At 71.3% G+C, this 13,785-nt stretch carries 14 protein-coding genes; 4 read left to right on the top strand and 10 right to left on the bottom strand.

Annotation, left to right across the window (positions count from 1 at the left end):
- Positions 1-41: 41 nt before the first annotated feature.
- Positions 42-1,007 (bottom strand): fibronectin type III domain-containing protein, encoded by a 966-nt coding sequence (locus tag ABTY40_RS11300; RefSeq protein WP_352059280.1) that lies wholly within the window; start codon positions 1,005-1,007, stop codon positions 42-44.
- Between the two features lie 151 nt (positions 1,008-1,158).
- Here ABTY40_RS11300 and ABTY40_RS11305 point away from each other — a divergent pair, with 151 nt between their 5' ends.
- Complete coding sequence (locus ABTY40_RS11305; RefSeq protein ID WP_352059281.1) at positions 1,159-1,743, top strand: hypothetical protein; 585 nt, start codon at positions 1,159-1,161, stop codon at positions 1,741-1,743.
- Positions 1,744-1,770: 27 nt separating this feature from the next.
- Here ABTY40_RS11305 and ABTY40_RS11310 read toward each other — a convergent pair whose 3' ends face one another.
- The 9 genes from ABTY40_RS11310 to ABTY40_RS11350 form a co-directional block, all read right to left on the bottom strand.
- Complete coding sequence (locus ABTY40_RS11310; protein ID WP_352059282.1) at positions 1,771-2,421, bottom strand: aspartate/glutamate racemase family protein; 651 nt, start codon at positions 2,419-2,421, stop codon at positions 1,771-1,773.
- Between the two features lie 59 nt (positions 2,422-2,480).
- Positions 2,481-3,929 (bottom strand): nucleobase:cation symporter-2 family protein, encoded by a 1,449-nt coding sequence (locus ABTY40_RS11315; RefSeq protein WP_386332999.1) that lies wholly within the window; start codon positions 3,927-3,929, stop codon positions 2,481-2,483.
- 295 nt (positions 3,930-4,224) lie between these two features.
- A complete protein-coding gene (locus ABTY40_RS11320) occupies positions 4,225-5,616 on the bottom strand; it encodes an 8-oxoguanine deaminase (RefSeq protein ID WP_352059283.1) in 1,392 nt (463 codons plus the stop codon).
- A gap of 48 nt (positions 5,617-5,664) precedes the next feature.
- A complete protein-coding gene (locus ABTY40_RS11325) occupies positions 5,665-7,071 on the bottom strand; it encodes a nucleobase:cation symporter-2 family protein (protein ID WP_352059284.1) in 1,407 nt (468 codons plus the stop codon).
- A 73-nt stretch (positions 7,072-7,144) separates the two neighbouring features.
- Positions 7,145-8,068 carry a factor-independent urate hydroxylase gene (gene pucL, locus ABTY40_RS11330; protein WP_352059285.1) on the bottom strand — a complete coding sequence of 308 codons (924 nt, stop codon included), beginning with the start codon at positions 8,066-8,068 and terminating at the stop codon, positions 7,145-7,147.
- A 5-nt stretch (positions 8,069-8,073) separates the two neighbouring features.
- Positions 8,074-8,481, bottom strand: coding sequence for a hydroxyisourate hydrolase (gene uraH / locus ABTY40_RS11335; RefSeq protein WP_352059286.1), 408 nt, complete (start codon positions 8,479-8,481; stop codon positions 8,074-8,076).
- Positions 8,478-8,990 (bottom strand): 2-oxo-4-hydroxy-4-carboxy-5-ureidoimidazoline decarboxylase, encoded by a 513-nt coding sequence (uraD, locus tag ABTY40_RS11340; RefSeq protein WP_309049920.1) that lies wholly within the window; start codon positions 8,988-8,990, stop codon positions 8,478-8,480. Before uraD ends, uraH begins: the two co-directional genes overlap by 4 nt.
- 155 nt (positions 8,991-9,145) lie before the next feature.
- A complete protein-coding gene (locus ABTY40_RS11345; protein WP_345286407.1) occupies positions 9,146-9,484 on the bottom strand; it encodes a helix-turn-helix domain-containing protein in 339 nt (112 codons plus the stop codon).
- Positions 9,485-9,528: 44 nt separating this feature from the next.
- Positions 9,529-9,780, bottom strand: a complete 252-nt coding sequence (locus ABTY40_RS11350) for a YkoF family thiamine-binding protein (protein ID WP_345286405.1) — start codon at positions 9,778-9,780, stop codon at positions 9,529-9,531.
- Between the two features lie 139 nt (positions 9,781-9,919).
- On the opposite strand from ABTY40_RS11350, the gene ABTY40_RS11355 reads away from it, so the two are divergent.
- From ABTY40_RS11355 to ABTY40_RS11365, 3 genes are all read left to right on the top strand, one after another.
- Complete coding sequence (locus ABTY40_RS11355; RefSeq protein ID WP_352059287.1) at positions 9,920-10,753, top strand: TIM barrel protein; 834 nt, start codon at positions 9,920-9,922, stop codon at positions 10,751-10,753.
- Positions 10,754-10,800: 47 nt separating this feature from the next.
- Entirely contained in the window at positions 10,801-11,694 is an 894-nt protein-coding gene (locus ABTY40_RS11360) for a 2-hydroxy-3-oxopropionate reductase (RefSeq protein ID WP_345286303.1), read from the top strand.
- A gap of 193 nt (positions 11,695-11,887) precedes the next feature.
- The gene (locus tag ABTY40_RS11365) at positions 11,888-13,345 is read left to right on the top strand and encodes a catalase (RefSeq protein ID WP_352059288.1); all 1,458 of its coding nucleotides are present in this window, start codon (positions 11,888-11,890) and stop codon (positions 13,343-13,345) included.
- The last annotated feature ends 440 nt before the right edge of the window (positions 13,346-13,785 follow it).

Here is a 13,785-nt window from a genome sequence, read left to right on the forward strand (position 1 = left end):
CCCAGGGTAGATCCGGGGTGCGCCCGCGCGCCTGCGCAGGGTCATCGCACCACCACGGTCCGGGGTGCGGAGAAGTCGCCCCAGGTGCCGTCGGGGAGCCGGGCGCGCAAGGTCAGGGTGTGGCGGGTGCCCGGGGGGCCGGGGACGGTGAAGGTGTAGGTGGCGCGGCCGGCGGGTGGGTCGGTGCCCCAGACGATGGTGGTGGCGAAGCGGCCGTCGAGGTGGAGCTCGTGGTGGGTGACGGGGCGGCCGGTGCGGGGCGGGGTCCAGGTGAGGGTGATCGCGCCGCGGGCGGAGGTGGCGGTGAGGCCGGTGGGGGCGGTGTTCGGGGGTGCGCCGGGGGCGGGGGCGGTGGTGAGGTCGGCGTGCGGGCTGTCGGGGGAGGTGTTCTCGGCGGCGTCGCGGGCGCGGACGGTGAAGGAGTAGGCGGTGCCGGGGCGCAGACCGGTGACCCGTGCGGTGGTGGCGGTGCCGGGGGCGGTGTGGATCCGGACGTCGGCCTGGTGGACGTCGTAGGCGGTGACGCGGGTGTCGTCGCGGGCCGGTGACCAGGTGAGGACGGCGGCGCCGGAGCCGTCGGCGGTGGCGCGCAGGGAGGCGGGGGCGGTGGGGGGTGTGCGGTCCTCGGCGGCGGCGCGGAGGGTGGTGACGGAGACGGTGGCGCTGGGCGGGGAGACGTTTCCGGCGGCGTCGCGGGCGTGGACGGTGAAGGTGTGGCGGGTGGCGGGGGTGAGGCCGACGACGTCGGTCATGAGGGCGGTGCCCGGGAGTTCCCTGACCGGGCGTCCGTCGCGGTGGACCACGTACCCGGTGACGGCGCGGTCGTCGGTGGCGGCGCTCCACATGACGTGGACGGTGGTGGCGCTGCCCGAGGTCGCGGTGAGGCCGGTGGGGGCGGTGGGGGCGCGGGTGTCCGGCGGCGGGGCGGGGCCGGAGCAGGCGGCGAGCACGAGGGCGAGGGGCGGTACGAGAGCCGTCAGCAGGGTGGGGGCGAGCGGGCGTCGCACGGGCCGGCCTCCGTCCGTCGAAAAGGTCTGGACCCCGAGGAAAGGTCTGGACCTATATCCCACGCGGGGGCGTCGCGGGGCAAGAGGGCCGTTGTCAGTGGCGTGCGCTTCACTGAAATCGTCACTCTGAGTAATCAATCGAGGGGGAGCGGTGACGGATCGTACGACCTACCTCAGCCATGCCGGAGTACGGCGGCGGGGCTGGACCGACGCGATGGTGCGGGAGCTGCTGGGCGCGCCCGATGTGCAGGGGCGCGATCCGCGCCGTTTCTCGCTCACCCCGGTGCGGCTGTACCTGCTGGCCCGGGTGGAGGCGGTGGAGCGGACACCGGAGTTCGCGGGCGCGGCGGCCGTCGCCGGGGCGGGGTCGGCGGCCTCGGTGGCGCTCGCCGACCGGCGCCGGGCCGCCGTGCTCGCCGCCATCGGCGCGGCACCGATCGAGGTTCCCCGGCTGCCGGGCCCGGAGCTGGAGCGGCGGGCGGTGCGCCACCGCCGCCTGCTGGCCGTCCGCGCCCCGGCCGGCGCCGCCCCGGGCCCCGGGGCACTGGTCCGCTGGCAGGTGAGCTATCTGCGGCACGCCCTGTCCCGGTACGAGTCGCTGCTCGACGGCCTGTACGGGGACGGGGCGCGCGGGGAGGCCCGGCGGCTGCTGCACCGGCGCCTGTACGAGGCCATCGCCGCGGCGTACCCGGCGCTGGCGCGGGAGTGCCGCCGCCGCATCGCGCTGGAAGGGTGAGTGGGCACCCGTGGCGTCGGGAGGGGTTCAGGGGCGGGGCGGCATCCCCGAGATCGCACGGCAGGCGGCGGGGATCGGGGCCACCAGGCGGACGGGGGTGTGGGGGCGCAGGCGCTCGGCCGCCTCGCCGAGCGGGCCCCCGCCGATGACGACGGCGCGGGCGCCGTCCCGTTCGGCGCAGGCGCGCACCGCGCGTTCCAGGCGGTCGAGCAGCAGGGCGGGGTCGGCGGAGAGCCGCTCCGGGCTGCCCGTGGTGAGGCGCAGCCCGGTGTACCGGCCGGCGAGGCCGAGGGCGGTGACGCGCTCCGTGATCGCGTCGGCGAGGAGCGGGGTGGTGGTGGCGATGCCGAACGGGGTGCCGTGGGCGGCGGCCTCCAGCAGGGCCGCCTCACCGATGCCCACGACGGGCACGCGGGCCGCCGCCCGCAGCAGGTCGAGGCCCGGGTCACCGAAGGCGGCGACGAGGAGCCCGGCGCAGTCGCCGCCGGCCGTGGCCCGGAGGCCGGCCGCGAGGACCTCCGGCGCGGCGGCGCGCAGGGCCGCGGGGTCGGTCAGCATGGCGGGTCCGCGCCGGACGGTGACACCGCGGACGGGGCGGGCGGGCCCCAGGGCCCGCCGGGCGAGGGAGGTCATCATCGCGGTCGTGGCGGTGGAGGTATTGGGGTTGATCAGCACCACGGCCCCGGCCTCCGCGGGGTGCGCGGGGACCGGGGCGGCCGGGGGCGGGGTGGCGTGGCTCAGTGGACGTGCGCCGCCTTCGCCTCGCGGGTCCCGGAGATCTCCTCGCCCGGCTCCATGGGAGCGGTGACCTGGTCGTCGTCCTTGCGCCGGCCCAGGTGGTTGAAGACCACGTTGAGCAGGACGGCGGCGACGCAGCCGGTGGAGATGCCCGAGTCCAGGATGATCTTCGCCGTCTCCGGGAAGGAGTGGTAGAACTCCGGCTTCGTGATCGGGATGATGCCGACGGCCAGCGACACGGCCACGATCAGGACGTTGTTGTCCTTCTCCAGGCCGGCCTTGACCAGGGTCTGGATGCCGCTGGCGGCGACCGAACCGAAGAGGACGACGCCCGCGCCGCCGAGCACCGGCCGCGGCACGACCGAGATCAGCGAGGCGGCGACGGGCGAGAGGCCCATCAGGACCAGGAAGCCGCCGCCGCAGGCGACGACGAAGCGGCTGCGGATCCGGGTCATGGCGACCAGGCCGATGTTCTGCGCGAAGGCGCTGCACATGAAGCCGTTGAAGAACGGGCTGATGGCGGAGCCGAGGGTGTCGGCCCGCAGTCCGGCCGCGATGGTCTTCTCGTCGGCGGGCCGGTCCACGATCTCGCCCAGCGCCAGCATGTCGGCGGTCGACTCCGTCATGGAGACCAGCATGACCACGCACATGGAGATGATCGCGGCGACGGCGAACTGCGGGGCGCCGAAGTGGAAGGGGGACGGGAAACCGACGATGTCGGCCTCGGCGACCGGCGAGAAGTCGGTGACGCCGAACGGTATGGCGATCAGCGTACCGATGACCAGGCCGACGAGCACGGCGATCTGCTTGAGGAAGCCGCGCGTGAACCGGCGCAGCAGCAGCACCACCACGAGCGTGATGCCGGCGAGCGACAGGAAGGTCATCGAGCCGTAGTCGGACGCCTTGGGATCGGGCCCCTGGGCCCAGCCGAAGGCGACCGGGAGGAGGGAGACGCCGATGAGGGTGATGACGCTGCCGGTCACGACCGGCGGGAAGAAGCGCACGAGGCGGGAGAACCAGGGCGCGGCGACGAAGCCGATGAGTCCGGCGACGATGATCGCGCCGAAGATCACCGGAAGGGCGTCGGCCTTGTCCTCGGTGGTGTCGATGATCGCGAGCATGGGGGCGACACCGGCGAAGGTGACGCCGTTGACGAACGGCAGGCGGGCGCCGATCTTCCAGACGCCGAGCGTCTGGAGGAAGGTGGCGAGGCCGGCGGTGAAGAGGCTGGCCCCGGTGAGGAACGTCAGTTCGGTGCCGGAGAGGCCGACGGCCGCTCCGACGATCAGGGGCGGGGCCACCACGCCCGCGTACATCGCGGCCACGTGCTGGAGACCGCTGGTGAGCATCTTGACGGGGGGCAGGGTCTCGTCGACCGGGTGCTTGGCCCGGTCTTCTCTGTCGGAGCCTGCGTCTGGTGCATTGCGAACCTGGGGCTTGGCGGCCACGGCGGGTCCTCCGGTCGGGTACACGTCGGCGGTGACGCGGGTGTCAGGGAGGTGGTGCGATGCGGTGCGTGGTGCAGGAGGTGCGGCTCGTTGCGGGGTGGTGCGGTTCGCGCCGGTGGAGGGGTCCGGCGCGCTGACGGGGTGTCCGGTGGGGGTGCGGACACGGGGTTCACCGTCCCGGGGGGTGTCGTACGACATTGCGTGCGCCACCCCCCGGACCGGCTGCCGCGGACCCCGCTCGGGTCCGCGGCGACCGACCGGGGGCCGTCCCCCCCGGTCGGACTCCTGGGGGAGCTCAGCCCTGGGCCGCGATGCGGGCCAGGCGCTGGGACTCCGTACGCGCCTCGCGCGCGATGGTGTCCTCGTCGACCGTGAGCAGGCGGTCGTTCTCGACGATCTGCTTGCCGTTGACGAAGGACGCGGTGACCGGGGCCGCCGCGCCGAAGACGATGGCGGTGACCGGGTCGGCGATCGTGGAGTGGCCGAGGCCGTCGATCTTCCAGAGGACGAAGTCGGCGAGCTTGCCGGCCTCCAGCGAACCGATGCTGTCGGCGCGGCCGAGGACCTGCGCACCGCCGTAGGTGCCGAGGCGCAGCGCCTGGCGGGCGTTGAGCGCCGCCTCACGGTGCGCGCCGAGGCGGTTGATGAGGAGCGCGTTGCGCAGCTCGGTGTGCAGCTCACCGGACTCGTTGGAGGCGGTGCCGTCGACGCCGAGGCCGACGGGAACGCCCGCCTTCAGCATGTCGGGGACGCGGGCGATGCCGGCGGCGAGTCGCGCGTTGGAGGAGGGGCAGTGCGCCACACCGGTCTTCGTCCGGGCGAAGGCGGCGATGTCGGAGTCGTTCATGTGGACGCAGTGCGCCATCCACACGTCCTCGCCGAGGAAGCCGGTGGACTCGAAGTAGTCCGTGGGGCCCATGCCGAACAGCTCGTGGCAGAACTTCTCCTCCTCCACGGTCTCCGAACCGTGGGTGTGCATCCGCACCCCGAGGCGCCGGCCGAGGGCCGCGCCCTCACGGAGCAGTTCGGTGGAGATGGAGAAGGGCGAGCAGGGGGCGACGGCGACCTGGGTCATCGAGTCGAAGGAGGCGTCGTGGTACTTCTTCACCGTCTCCTCGGTGGCGGTGAGCGCGCCCTCGGTGGTCTCGACGGCGAAGTCCGGCGGCAGGCCGCCGTCCTTCTCGCTGCGGTCCATGGAGCCGCGGGCGAGGGTGAAGCGGACACCCATCTCGGAGGCGGCGCCGATGATGGCGCCGGACAGGTCCCCGGACCCCACCGGGTACACGTAGTGGTGGTCCATGGCGGTGGTCACGCCGCCGCGGGCCATCATCGCGAGCGAGCCCCGGGCCGCGGCGCGCACCATCGGCTCGTCGATCCGCGCCCACGTCGGGTAGAGCGCGACCAGCCAGTTGAAGAGGTTGTGGTCGGTCGCCAGGCCCCGGGTGATCCACTGGTAGAAGTGGTGGTGGGTGTTGATCAGGCCGGGCGTCACCAGGTGACCGGTGGCGTCGATCCGCCGGACCACGTTCTCCAGGCCCTCGGGGGCCCGTCCGGCGCCGATGGACTCGATCTTGTTGCCGGCGACGACGAGGTGGCCGGAGGCGTACTCGGTGTCGTGCGCGTCGACGGTCGCGATCGCCGCGTTCTCGATGACGATCCGCTGGGGGGCTGCCGAAGGTGCTGCCATGGCGGTGCTTCCTTCATTCCTCTGGGGTGGGGTGGGCACGGCAGGACCCTAGGAGGATTTGAGTGCCGGGGCCGCCTGACGGCTCCGGGTGCCGAGATGATGGAAGAACAGGTTCAGCAGGACGGCGACGAGCGCGCCCGCGCTGATGCCCGAACCGAGCACGGTCTGCGCCCAGGCCGGGAAGCCGGCGTAGAAGGTGGGCGCGGCGAGCGGGATGATGCCCGCTCCGAGCGCGACGGCCACCAGGATGATGTTGGAGCTGTCGTCGAGTCCGGCCTCGGAGAGGGTCCGGATGCCGCTGACCGCGATCGAGCCGAACAGGACGATGCCGGCGCCGCCGAGGACGGGCATCGGGACCATGGAGACGACCGCGCCGAGCACGGGGAAGGCGCCGAGGAAGAGCAGGGCGCCGCCGGCGACGGCGACCACGTACCGGGAGCGGACCCGGGTGAGCGAGACGACGCCGACGTTCTGCGCGAAGGCGGAGGTCGGGAAGCCGCCGAAGACGGGGCCGAGGAGCGTGGCGACGCCGTCGGTGCGCAGGCCGCGGGTGATGGTCCGGCCGTCGCTGGGCCGGTCGCAGATCTCCCCGAGGGCGAGCATGCCGGCGCTGGACTCCGTCATCAGGACCAGCATGACGATGCAGAGGGAGAGGATGGCGGCGGGCTGGAACTCGGGGGCGCCGAAGGCGAAGGGGGCGGGCAACGCGGCGATCGGGGCCTCGCGCAGGGCGGTGAAGTCCGCCATGCCGAAGGGGACGGCGGCCAGGGTGCCGATGAAGAGGCCGAGCAGGAGGGCGATCTGCTTGACGAAACCCTTGCCGAAGCGCTGGAAGAGCAGGACGACGACGAGCGTGAAGCCGGCGAGTGCCAGGTACTTCATGGCGCCGAAGTCGCCCGCGGTGCGGTCGCCGCCCTGGGCCCAGCTGACGGGCACGGGCATCAGGGTGACCCCGATGAGGGTGATGACCACGCCGGTGACGAGCGGCGGGAAGAAGCGCAGGAGTCTGCCGAAGAAGGGTCCGACGGCGAGGCAGAAGACTCCGGCGACCATCACCGCGCCGTAGATCGCGGGGAGTTGGTGCCCGGGGGCGCTGGTCTCGGCGATGGCGAGCATCGGCGCGATACCGGCGGAGGAGGCGGCGTTGACGAACGGGAGCCGGTTGCCGGCGAACCGTCCGAGACCGAGGGTCTGCAGGATGGTCGCGCAGCCGGCGATGAGCAGGCCGGCGGCGATGAGCCGGGTCATCCCGGCCGCGTCCAGGCCGACGGCCTGGCCGATGATGAGCGGAGGGGTGACGACGCCCGCGTACATGGCGGCGATGTGCTGGAGTGCCGCGGGGACGAGCCGCGAGGCGGGGAGTTTCTCGTCCACGGGGTGGCAGGGGGCCGGGGTGGACGGCGGGGTGGAACACGGGCCTTCGGCGGTTGCCGGCCCCTTTGCAGGCTGAGCCATGGGAGGTTCCCTCCGGTCTGGTGCACCGGCCCCGCCCGACTGCGGGCGGACGGGGCCGGTGACTCAGTGCCGCTTAGAGGTTGGTCATGTCGACCGGGATCTGCGCCGTGGCGCCGTCCCGGAGGACGGTGGCCTCGATGAGGCCGTACATGCGGTCGGCGGCGTAGTAGACCTCGTTGTCGTTCTTCAGACCGAAGGGCTCGAGGTCGACCAGGAAGTGGTGCTTGTTCGGGAGCGAGAAGCGGACCTCGTCGATCTCCGAGCGGTGGTTGATGATGCGCGTGGCCATCTGGTACAGCGTCTGCTGGAGCGAGTACGAGTACGTCTCCGCGAAGGCCTCGAGCATGTGGCGCCTGGTCTGCTCGTAGGACCGCTCCCAGTTGGGCATGCGCTGGTCGTCGTCGGTCCAGTTGAACCGCCAGCGGCCGGAGACCTGCGTCGCCAGGATGCGGTCGTACGCCTCCTGGAGGGTGGTGTACTTGTCCTTGATGTAGCCCCAGAACTCCGAGTTGGTGGAGTTCATGACGACCAGGTCCTTGAGGCCGGAGATGACCTCCCACGTCTGGCCGTCGTAGGTGATCTGGGTGACCCGGGTCTCCTGGCCCTTGCGGACGAAGGAGTGGTTCACCTCGTCCGCGCCGATGAACTTGGAGTTGGCCTCGGAGGTGGCGATGCGCTCCCAGGCGTACTCCTCGATGCGGATCCGGGCGCGCTTGATCGGCTCCTGGCTCGTCACGAAGTGGCGGGCGAGGTGGATGCCGAACTGCTCGGCGGACTCGATGCCGTACTCCTTGGCGAACGCGAAGACGGTGTTCTTCGTCGTGTCGGTGGGGAGGCAGTTGGCGTTGGAGCCGGTGAGGTGGACGTCGTCGAGGTCGCCGGAGAGGGCGACGGAGACGTTCAGGTCCTTGATGTGGTGGGTGGCGCCGTCCCGCGTGATCTTGACGACGCGGTTCTCTGCTTTGCCGTACTGGTTCTGGCCGAGAATCGTGGGCATGTCTGCTAGCTCCCTCGGTAAACGGAGTAGCCGAACGGGTTGAGCAGCAGTGGTACGTGGTAGTGCTCCCCCGGCACGACGGCGAACGTGATCGCCACCTCCGGGAAGAACGCGACCGCAGCACCACTGTCCCGATTCGCGGGGGCGTCCTGCTGCGCCTCGGCTTGCTTGTTCTGCTTGCTCAGGAAGTACGCCTCGGTCTCGAAGTCGAGGCGTACGTGGGTGGTGCCCTCCGGCAGGGCCGGAAGGTCCTTGCACCGTCCGTCCGCGTCGGTGGCGGAGCCGCCGAGCACGGTCCACGCCGCGTCGGAGCCGGCGCGGGCCGCGAGCGTGATGGCCACGCCCTCGGCGGGGCGGCCGATGCTGGTGTCCAGGATGTGCGTGGACACGGAGGCCGTGGTGTCGGTGCTCATGCGGTGTCTTCCTCCACGAGGCGGGTCAGGCGGATGCGGTTGATCTTGCCCAGTTCGGTGCGGACGATCTCGCGCTCCTCCTCGGGCGTGTTCCCGATCCGTTCCCGGATGGCGTCGCGCATCTGCTCGCCGGTCCTGCCGGTGGCGCAGATGAGGAAGACGTGCCCGAACTTCTCCTGGTAGGCCAGGTTGAGTTCGAGCATCTCGGCCTTGAGTTCCGCGGAGGCGCCGGCCATCCCGCTCTGTTCGCGGGAGGAGGTCGGGTCCCCGGCCTTCGGACGACCGATCGGCGGGTGCCCCGCCATCGCCTCGGCCAGATCCTCGGCGGTCAGCTCGGCCATGGCGGCGTCACTGGCGAGGAAGAGGGCTTCGGCGGTGGGGAAGGGGCGCTGGGCGAGGATCTTGCTCCCCCACGCCGAGCTGGAACACACCTCGTGGAGCGCGGCGACGGCGTCGCCGTCCGCCGAGGTGTTGAACCGGGCGAGGCCCGGTGTCGTACCTGAAGTCACGGGAAGCCTCCGTGGCTGTTTTTCGCTGTGCGTCGGACGGGCTGCGGATAGCTAACGCCCTCCGCAACAGCACGTCAACACTTTGTTGAAAACTCGGTCACACAAAAGCCGTCGTCCCGACATCCGGACGACGGCTTGTGGACGTACGTGATCAACTAACCGTCCTTGGCGGCCTTTTCCCTGCTCAGGGCGGTCTCCCGGTTCAGGTAGTTGTAGACGGTGAACCGGCTGACCCCGAGGGCGCCGGCCACCGTCTCCACTCCGTGCCGCACCGAGAAGGCACCCCGTGCCTCCAGGACGCGGACCACCTCCTGCTTGGCCTTGCGGTCCAACTCGGCCAGCGGCATCCCGTGCCGCCGTTCCATCGCCGCCAGGATGTGGTCGAGGGACTCCGACAGCTGCGGCAGCCGTACGGCGACCACCTCCTCACCCTCCCAGGAGAGGACGACGTCGTCCGCCTCCGCCCGCTCGGGGCCGAGCAGCTCGGCCCCCATGGCGTCGGCCAGCGGCTTCACCGCGACGACCAAGGGGTGTTCGGTCACTTCTCGCCCTCCCCGATCACATTCACCTGGAGCGAGACCCGGGTCGCCCCGGCCGCGAGGGACTCGCGCAGCAGTCTGTCCACCGCGGTGAGCACCGCGTCGTCCCGGCCCTCCGCCGTGTTGCCGAAGGGTCCGACGTCCACGGCGTCCAGGTCGGCCGACTGGATGACCTCACGGGCCACGACCGCGTGCGCCGGCGCCTCGTCGAGGTCGAACGGCTCGGTCGTGAACTCCACTCTCAAACGCACCATGCCCCCACGCTACGGGCCCGGCGCGGCCCGCGGCAGCCCCGGACCTGCGGGGACCTCTTGACAAGTACGCCGCTCGCCTTGCAGCATTCCGTCAGACAGAAACTTACTTCCGCAATACGGAAGGAGCGCACCCCTCATGGGATTCACGGACCAGCGCTTCGATGTGAACCTGTCGATCCTCTTCACGGAACTCCCGCTCCTGGAGCGCCCGGCGGCCGCCGCCGCGGCCGGCTTCACGGCGGTCGAGCTGTGGTGGCCCTGGATCGACACCGCCACCCCCGAGCAGAGCGAGCTCGACGCCCTCAAGAAGGCTCTTGAGGACGCCGGCACCCAGCTGGTGGGGCTGAACTTCTACGCCGGACAGCTCCCCGGACCGGACCGCGGCGCGGTCTCGGTGCCGGGCGAGGAGTCGGAACGCTTCCGCGCCAACATCGACGTGGCCGCGGACTTCGCCGCCTCGGTCGGCTGCAAGGCGCTCAACGCGCTCTACGGCAACCGCGTCGAGGGCGTGGACCCCGCCACCCAGGACACCCTGGCCCTGGAGAACCTGGTCACGGCCGCCCGCGCCGCCGACCGGGTGGGCGCCATCCTCCTGATCGAGACCCTCAACAAGCCGGAGTCGCCGCTCTACCCGCTGGTGAGCGCCCCCTCCGCGATCGAGATCGTCGACAAGGTGAACGCGGCGACCGGACTCGGCAACGCCAAGTTCCTGCTCGACATCTACCACCTGGCCATGAACGGCGAGGACGTCTCCGAGGTCATCGCGCGGTACGCCGACAAGACCGGTCACGTCCAGATCGCCGACATGCCGGGCCGCGGCGCCCCGGGCACCGGCGAACTCCCGCTGGAGCAGCTCCTCGACGAGCTGCGGAAGGCCGGCTACGACGGCTTCGTGGGCCTGGAGTACAAGGCCGCCGACGCCGCCGCCTCCTTCGACTGGCTGCCCGCCGAGGCCCGCGCGGCTCGCTGACGCAGGCCCCCTCCCCGTACGACCTTGTTTTGAGAGGCACCCTCACCATGAGCAGCAACCTTCCCAAGATCGCCTGGATCGGTCTCGGCATCATGGGCTCGCCCATGTCCGAGAACCTGATCAAGGCCGGCTACTCGGTCACCGGCTACACCCTGGAGCAGGACAAGCTGGACCGTCTCGCCGCGGCGGGCGGCACGGCCGCCGGCTCGATCGCCGAGGCCGTCAAGGACGCCGACGTGGTCATCACGATGGTGCCGGCCTCCCCGCAGGTCGAGGCGATCGCCTACGGCCCCGAGGGCATCCTGGAGAACGCCAAGCAGGGCGCGCTGGTCATCGACATGTCGTCGATCACCCCGCAGACCTCGGTCGACCTGGCGAAGAACGCCAAGGAGAAGGGGATCCGCGTCATCGACGCCCCCGTCTCCGGCGGCGAGGCCGGCGCCATCGAGGCCGTCCTGTCCATCATGGTCGGCGGCGAGCAGGCCGACTTCGACGAGGCCCTCCCGATCCTCCAGGCGCTCGGCAAGACGATCGTCCTGTGCGGCCCGCACGGCTCCGGCCAGACGGTGAAGGCGGCCAACCAGCTCATCGTGGCCGTCAACATCCAGGCGTGCGCCGAGGCCGTGGTCTTCCTGGAGAAGTCCGGTGTGGACCTGGCCGCCGCCCTCGACGTCCTCAACGGCGGTCTGGCCGGCTCGACCGTGCTGACCCGCAAGAAGGACAACTTCCTGAACCGGGACTTCAAGCCCGGCTTCCGGATCGACCTGCACCACAAGGACATGGGCATCGTCACCGACGCCGCCCGCAACGTCGGCGCGGCCCTCCCGGTCGGTGCCGTCGTCGCCCAGCTCGTCGCCTCCCTGCGTGCGCAGGGCGACGGCGGCCTGGACCACTCGGCCCTGCTGCGCGCCGTCGAGCGTCTCTCCGGCCAGCAGGTCTGACCCCGCCCCCCGCCTCGCGGGGCCCCGATTTCCGGGCGGCGGCGGCGCTGACACCTGTCCTGTCGCGCCCAGGCGCCGCCGCCGTCCGGAACACCAGACTTCATTTTCAACAAACTGTTGACGTTGTTCGCCGGGCGTACTTACGCTCCAGAGCACTTCACCCAGCAGTGCAGCTCCCGTACGGAAGGTCACGATGTCGAAGCGCGTGCTTACGACCGAGTCCGGCGCCCCCGTCGCCGACAACCAGAACTCCGCCACCGCCGGCGTCGGTGGCCCCCTCCTGCTGCAGGACCAGCACCTGCTGGAGAAGCTGGCGCGCTTCAACCGTGAGCGCATCCCGGAGCGCGTGGTGCACGCCCGTGGTTCCGGCGCGTACGGCCACTTCGAGGTGACCGACGACGTCACCGCCTGGACGAAGGCGGCCTTCCTCTCCGAGGTCGGCAAGAAGACCGAGCTCTTCCTGCGCTTCTCCACCGTGGCCGACTCGCTCGGCGGCGCGGACGCGGTCCGCGACCCGCGCGGCTTCGCGGTGAAGTTCTACACCGAGGAGGGCAACTACGACCTCGTCGGCAACAACACCCCGGTGTTCTTCATCAAGGACCCGATCAAGTTCCCCGACTTCATCCACTCCCAGAAGCGCGACCCCTTCACGGGCAAGCAGGAGCCGGACAACGTCTGGGACTTCTGGGCGCACGCCCCCGAGGCCACCCACCAGATCACCTGGCTCATGGGCGACCGCGGCATCCCGGCCTCGTACCGTCACATGAACGGCTACGGCTCGCACACCTACCAGTGGACCAACGAGGCGGGCGAGGCCTTCTTCGTCAAGTACCACTTCAAGACGAACCAGGGCATCCGCTCCCTCTCCGCCGAGCAGGCCGCCGAGCTCGTCGGCAAGGACGCCAACTCGCACCAGACGGACCTGCTCCAGGCCATCGAGCGCGGCGTGAACCCGTCCTGGACCCTCTACGTCCAGGTGATGCCGGCCGCCGAGGCCGCGGACTACCGCTTCAACCCCTTCGACCTCACCAAGGTCTGGCCGCACGCGGACTACCCGCTGCAGCGCGTGGGCCGCCTGGTCCTCGACCGCAACCCGGACAACATCTTCGCCGAGGTCGAGCAGGCCGCGTTCTCCCCGAACAACTTCGTCCCGGGCATCGGCCCCTCGCCGGACAAGATGCTCCAGGGCCGCCTCTTCGCCTACGCGGACGCCCACCGCTACCGCCTCGGCGTCAACCACACCCAGCTGCCGGTCAACGCCCCGAAGGCGGCCGTCGTGGACAACTACGGCCGGGACGGCCTCATGGCCACCCGCTACGGCTCGCGCCACGACAAGAACTACGAGCCCAACTCGTACCAGGGCCCGGCGCAGACCGACACCCCGCTCTCGGCGCCGCTCGCCGTCCAGGGCTGGACGGGTACCCACGAGGCCCCGCTGCACACCAAGGACGACGACTTCTTCCAGGCCGGTGAGCTCTACCGCCTGATGTCCGAGGACGAGAAGAAGCGTCTGATCGCCAACATCGCCGGCGGCCTGTCCCAGGTCTCCCGCGAGGACGTCATCGAGAAGAACATCGCGCACTTCGCCGCGGCCGACCCCGAGTACGGGCGCCGCGTGGCCGAGGCGGTCAACGCCCTGCGCGAGGACTGACGTCCAGGCGACACACGACTGCGTACGGCACCTGACGGGAGGTCAGTGCCGTACGCGGTCCGGACCGCCGGCCCGGATGAGGGGTGGCCGGCGGACCGGACAGCGTGAGGACCGCGGCGGCGCCGAGCCAGTGCGGTGGTCAGGACCCCGGGCCCCCTTCTTGACCTGAAGGAAGGGGAACCGCCCGGACGTCCGTCGGCACCGCCGCGGTCCCAACGCCCTCCCCCGCCCCGCGAGGGGCCCCATGACTCCGCCCGGCGGCGCGAACGTCCTGTCGCGCCAGCCTCGTGCCGTCGGGCGGTCACGAACGAGAGCGCGGAACCAGGTTTACGGTCCCTGGTTCCGCGCTCTTTCACGTCCCGGGAGGCGTAGAGCGCATCGTTTCTGCGGTGACGTGCCGCGCCCGGGCGGAGGAACGCACCGCGAAACGGCCCCCTCGG

It is taken from the genome of Streptomyces sp. NPDC126503, assembly GCF_040302405.1.
Taxonomy (GTDB): Bacteria; Actinomycetota; Actinomycetes; order Streptomycetales; family Streptomycetaceae; genus Streptomyces; species Streptomyces gulbargensis.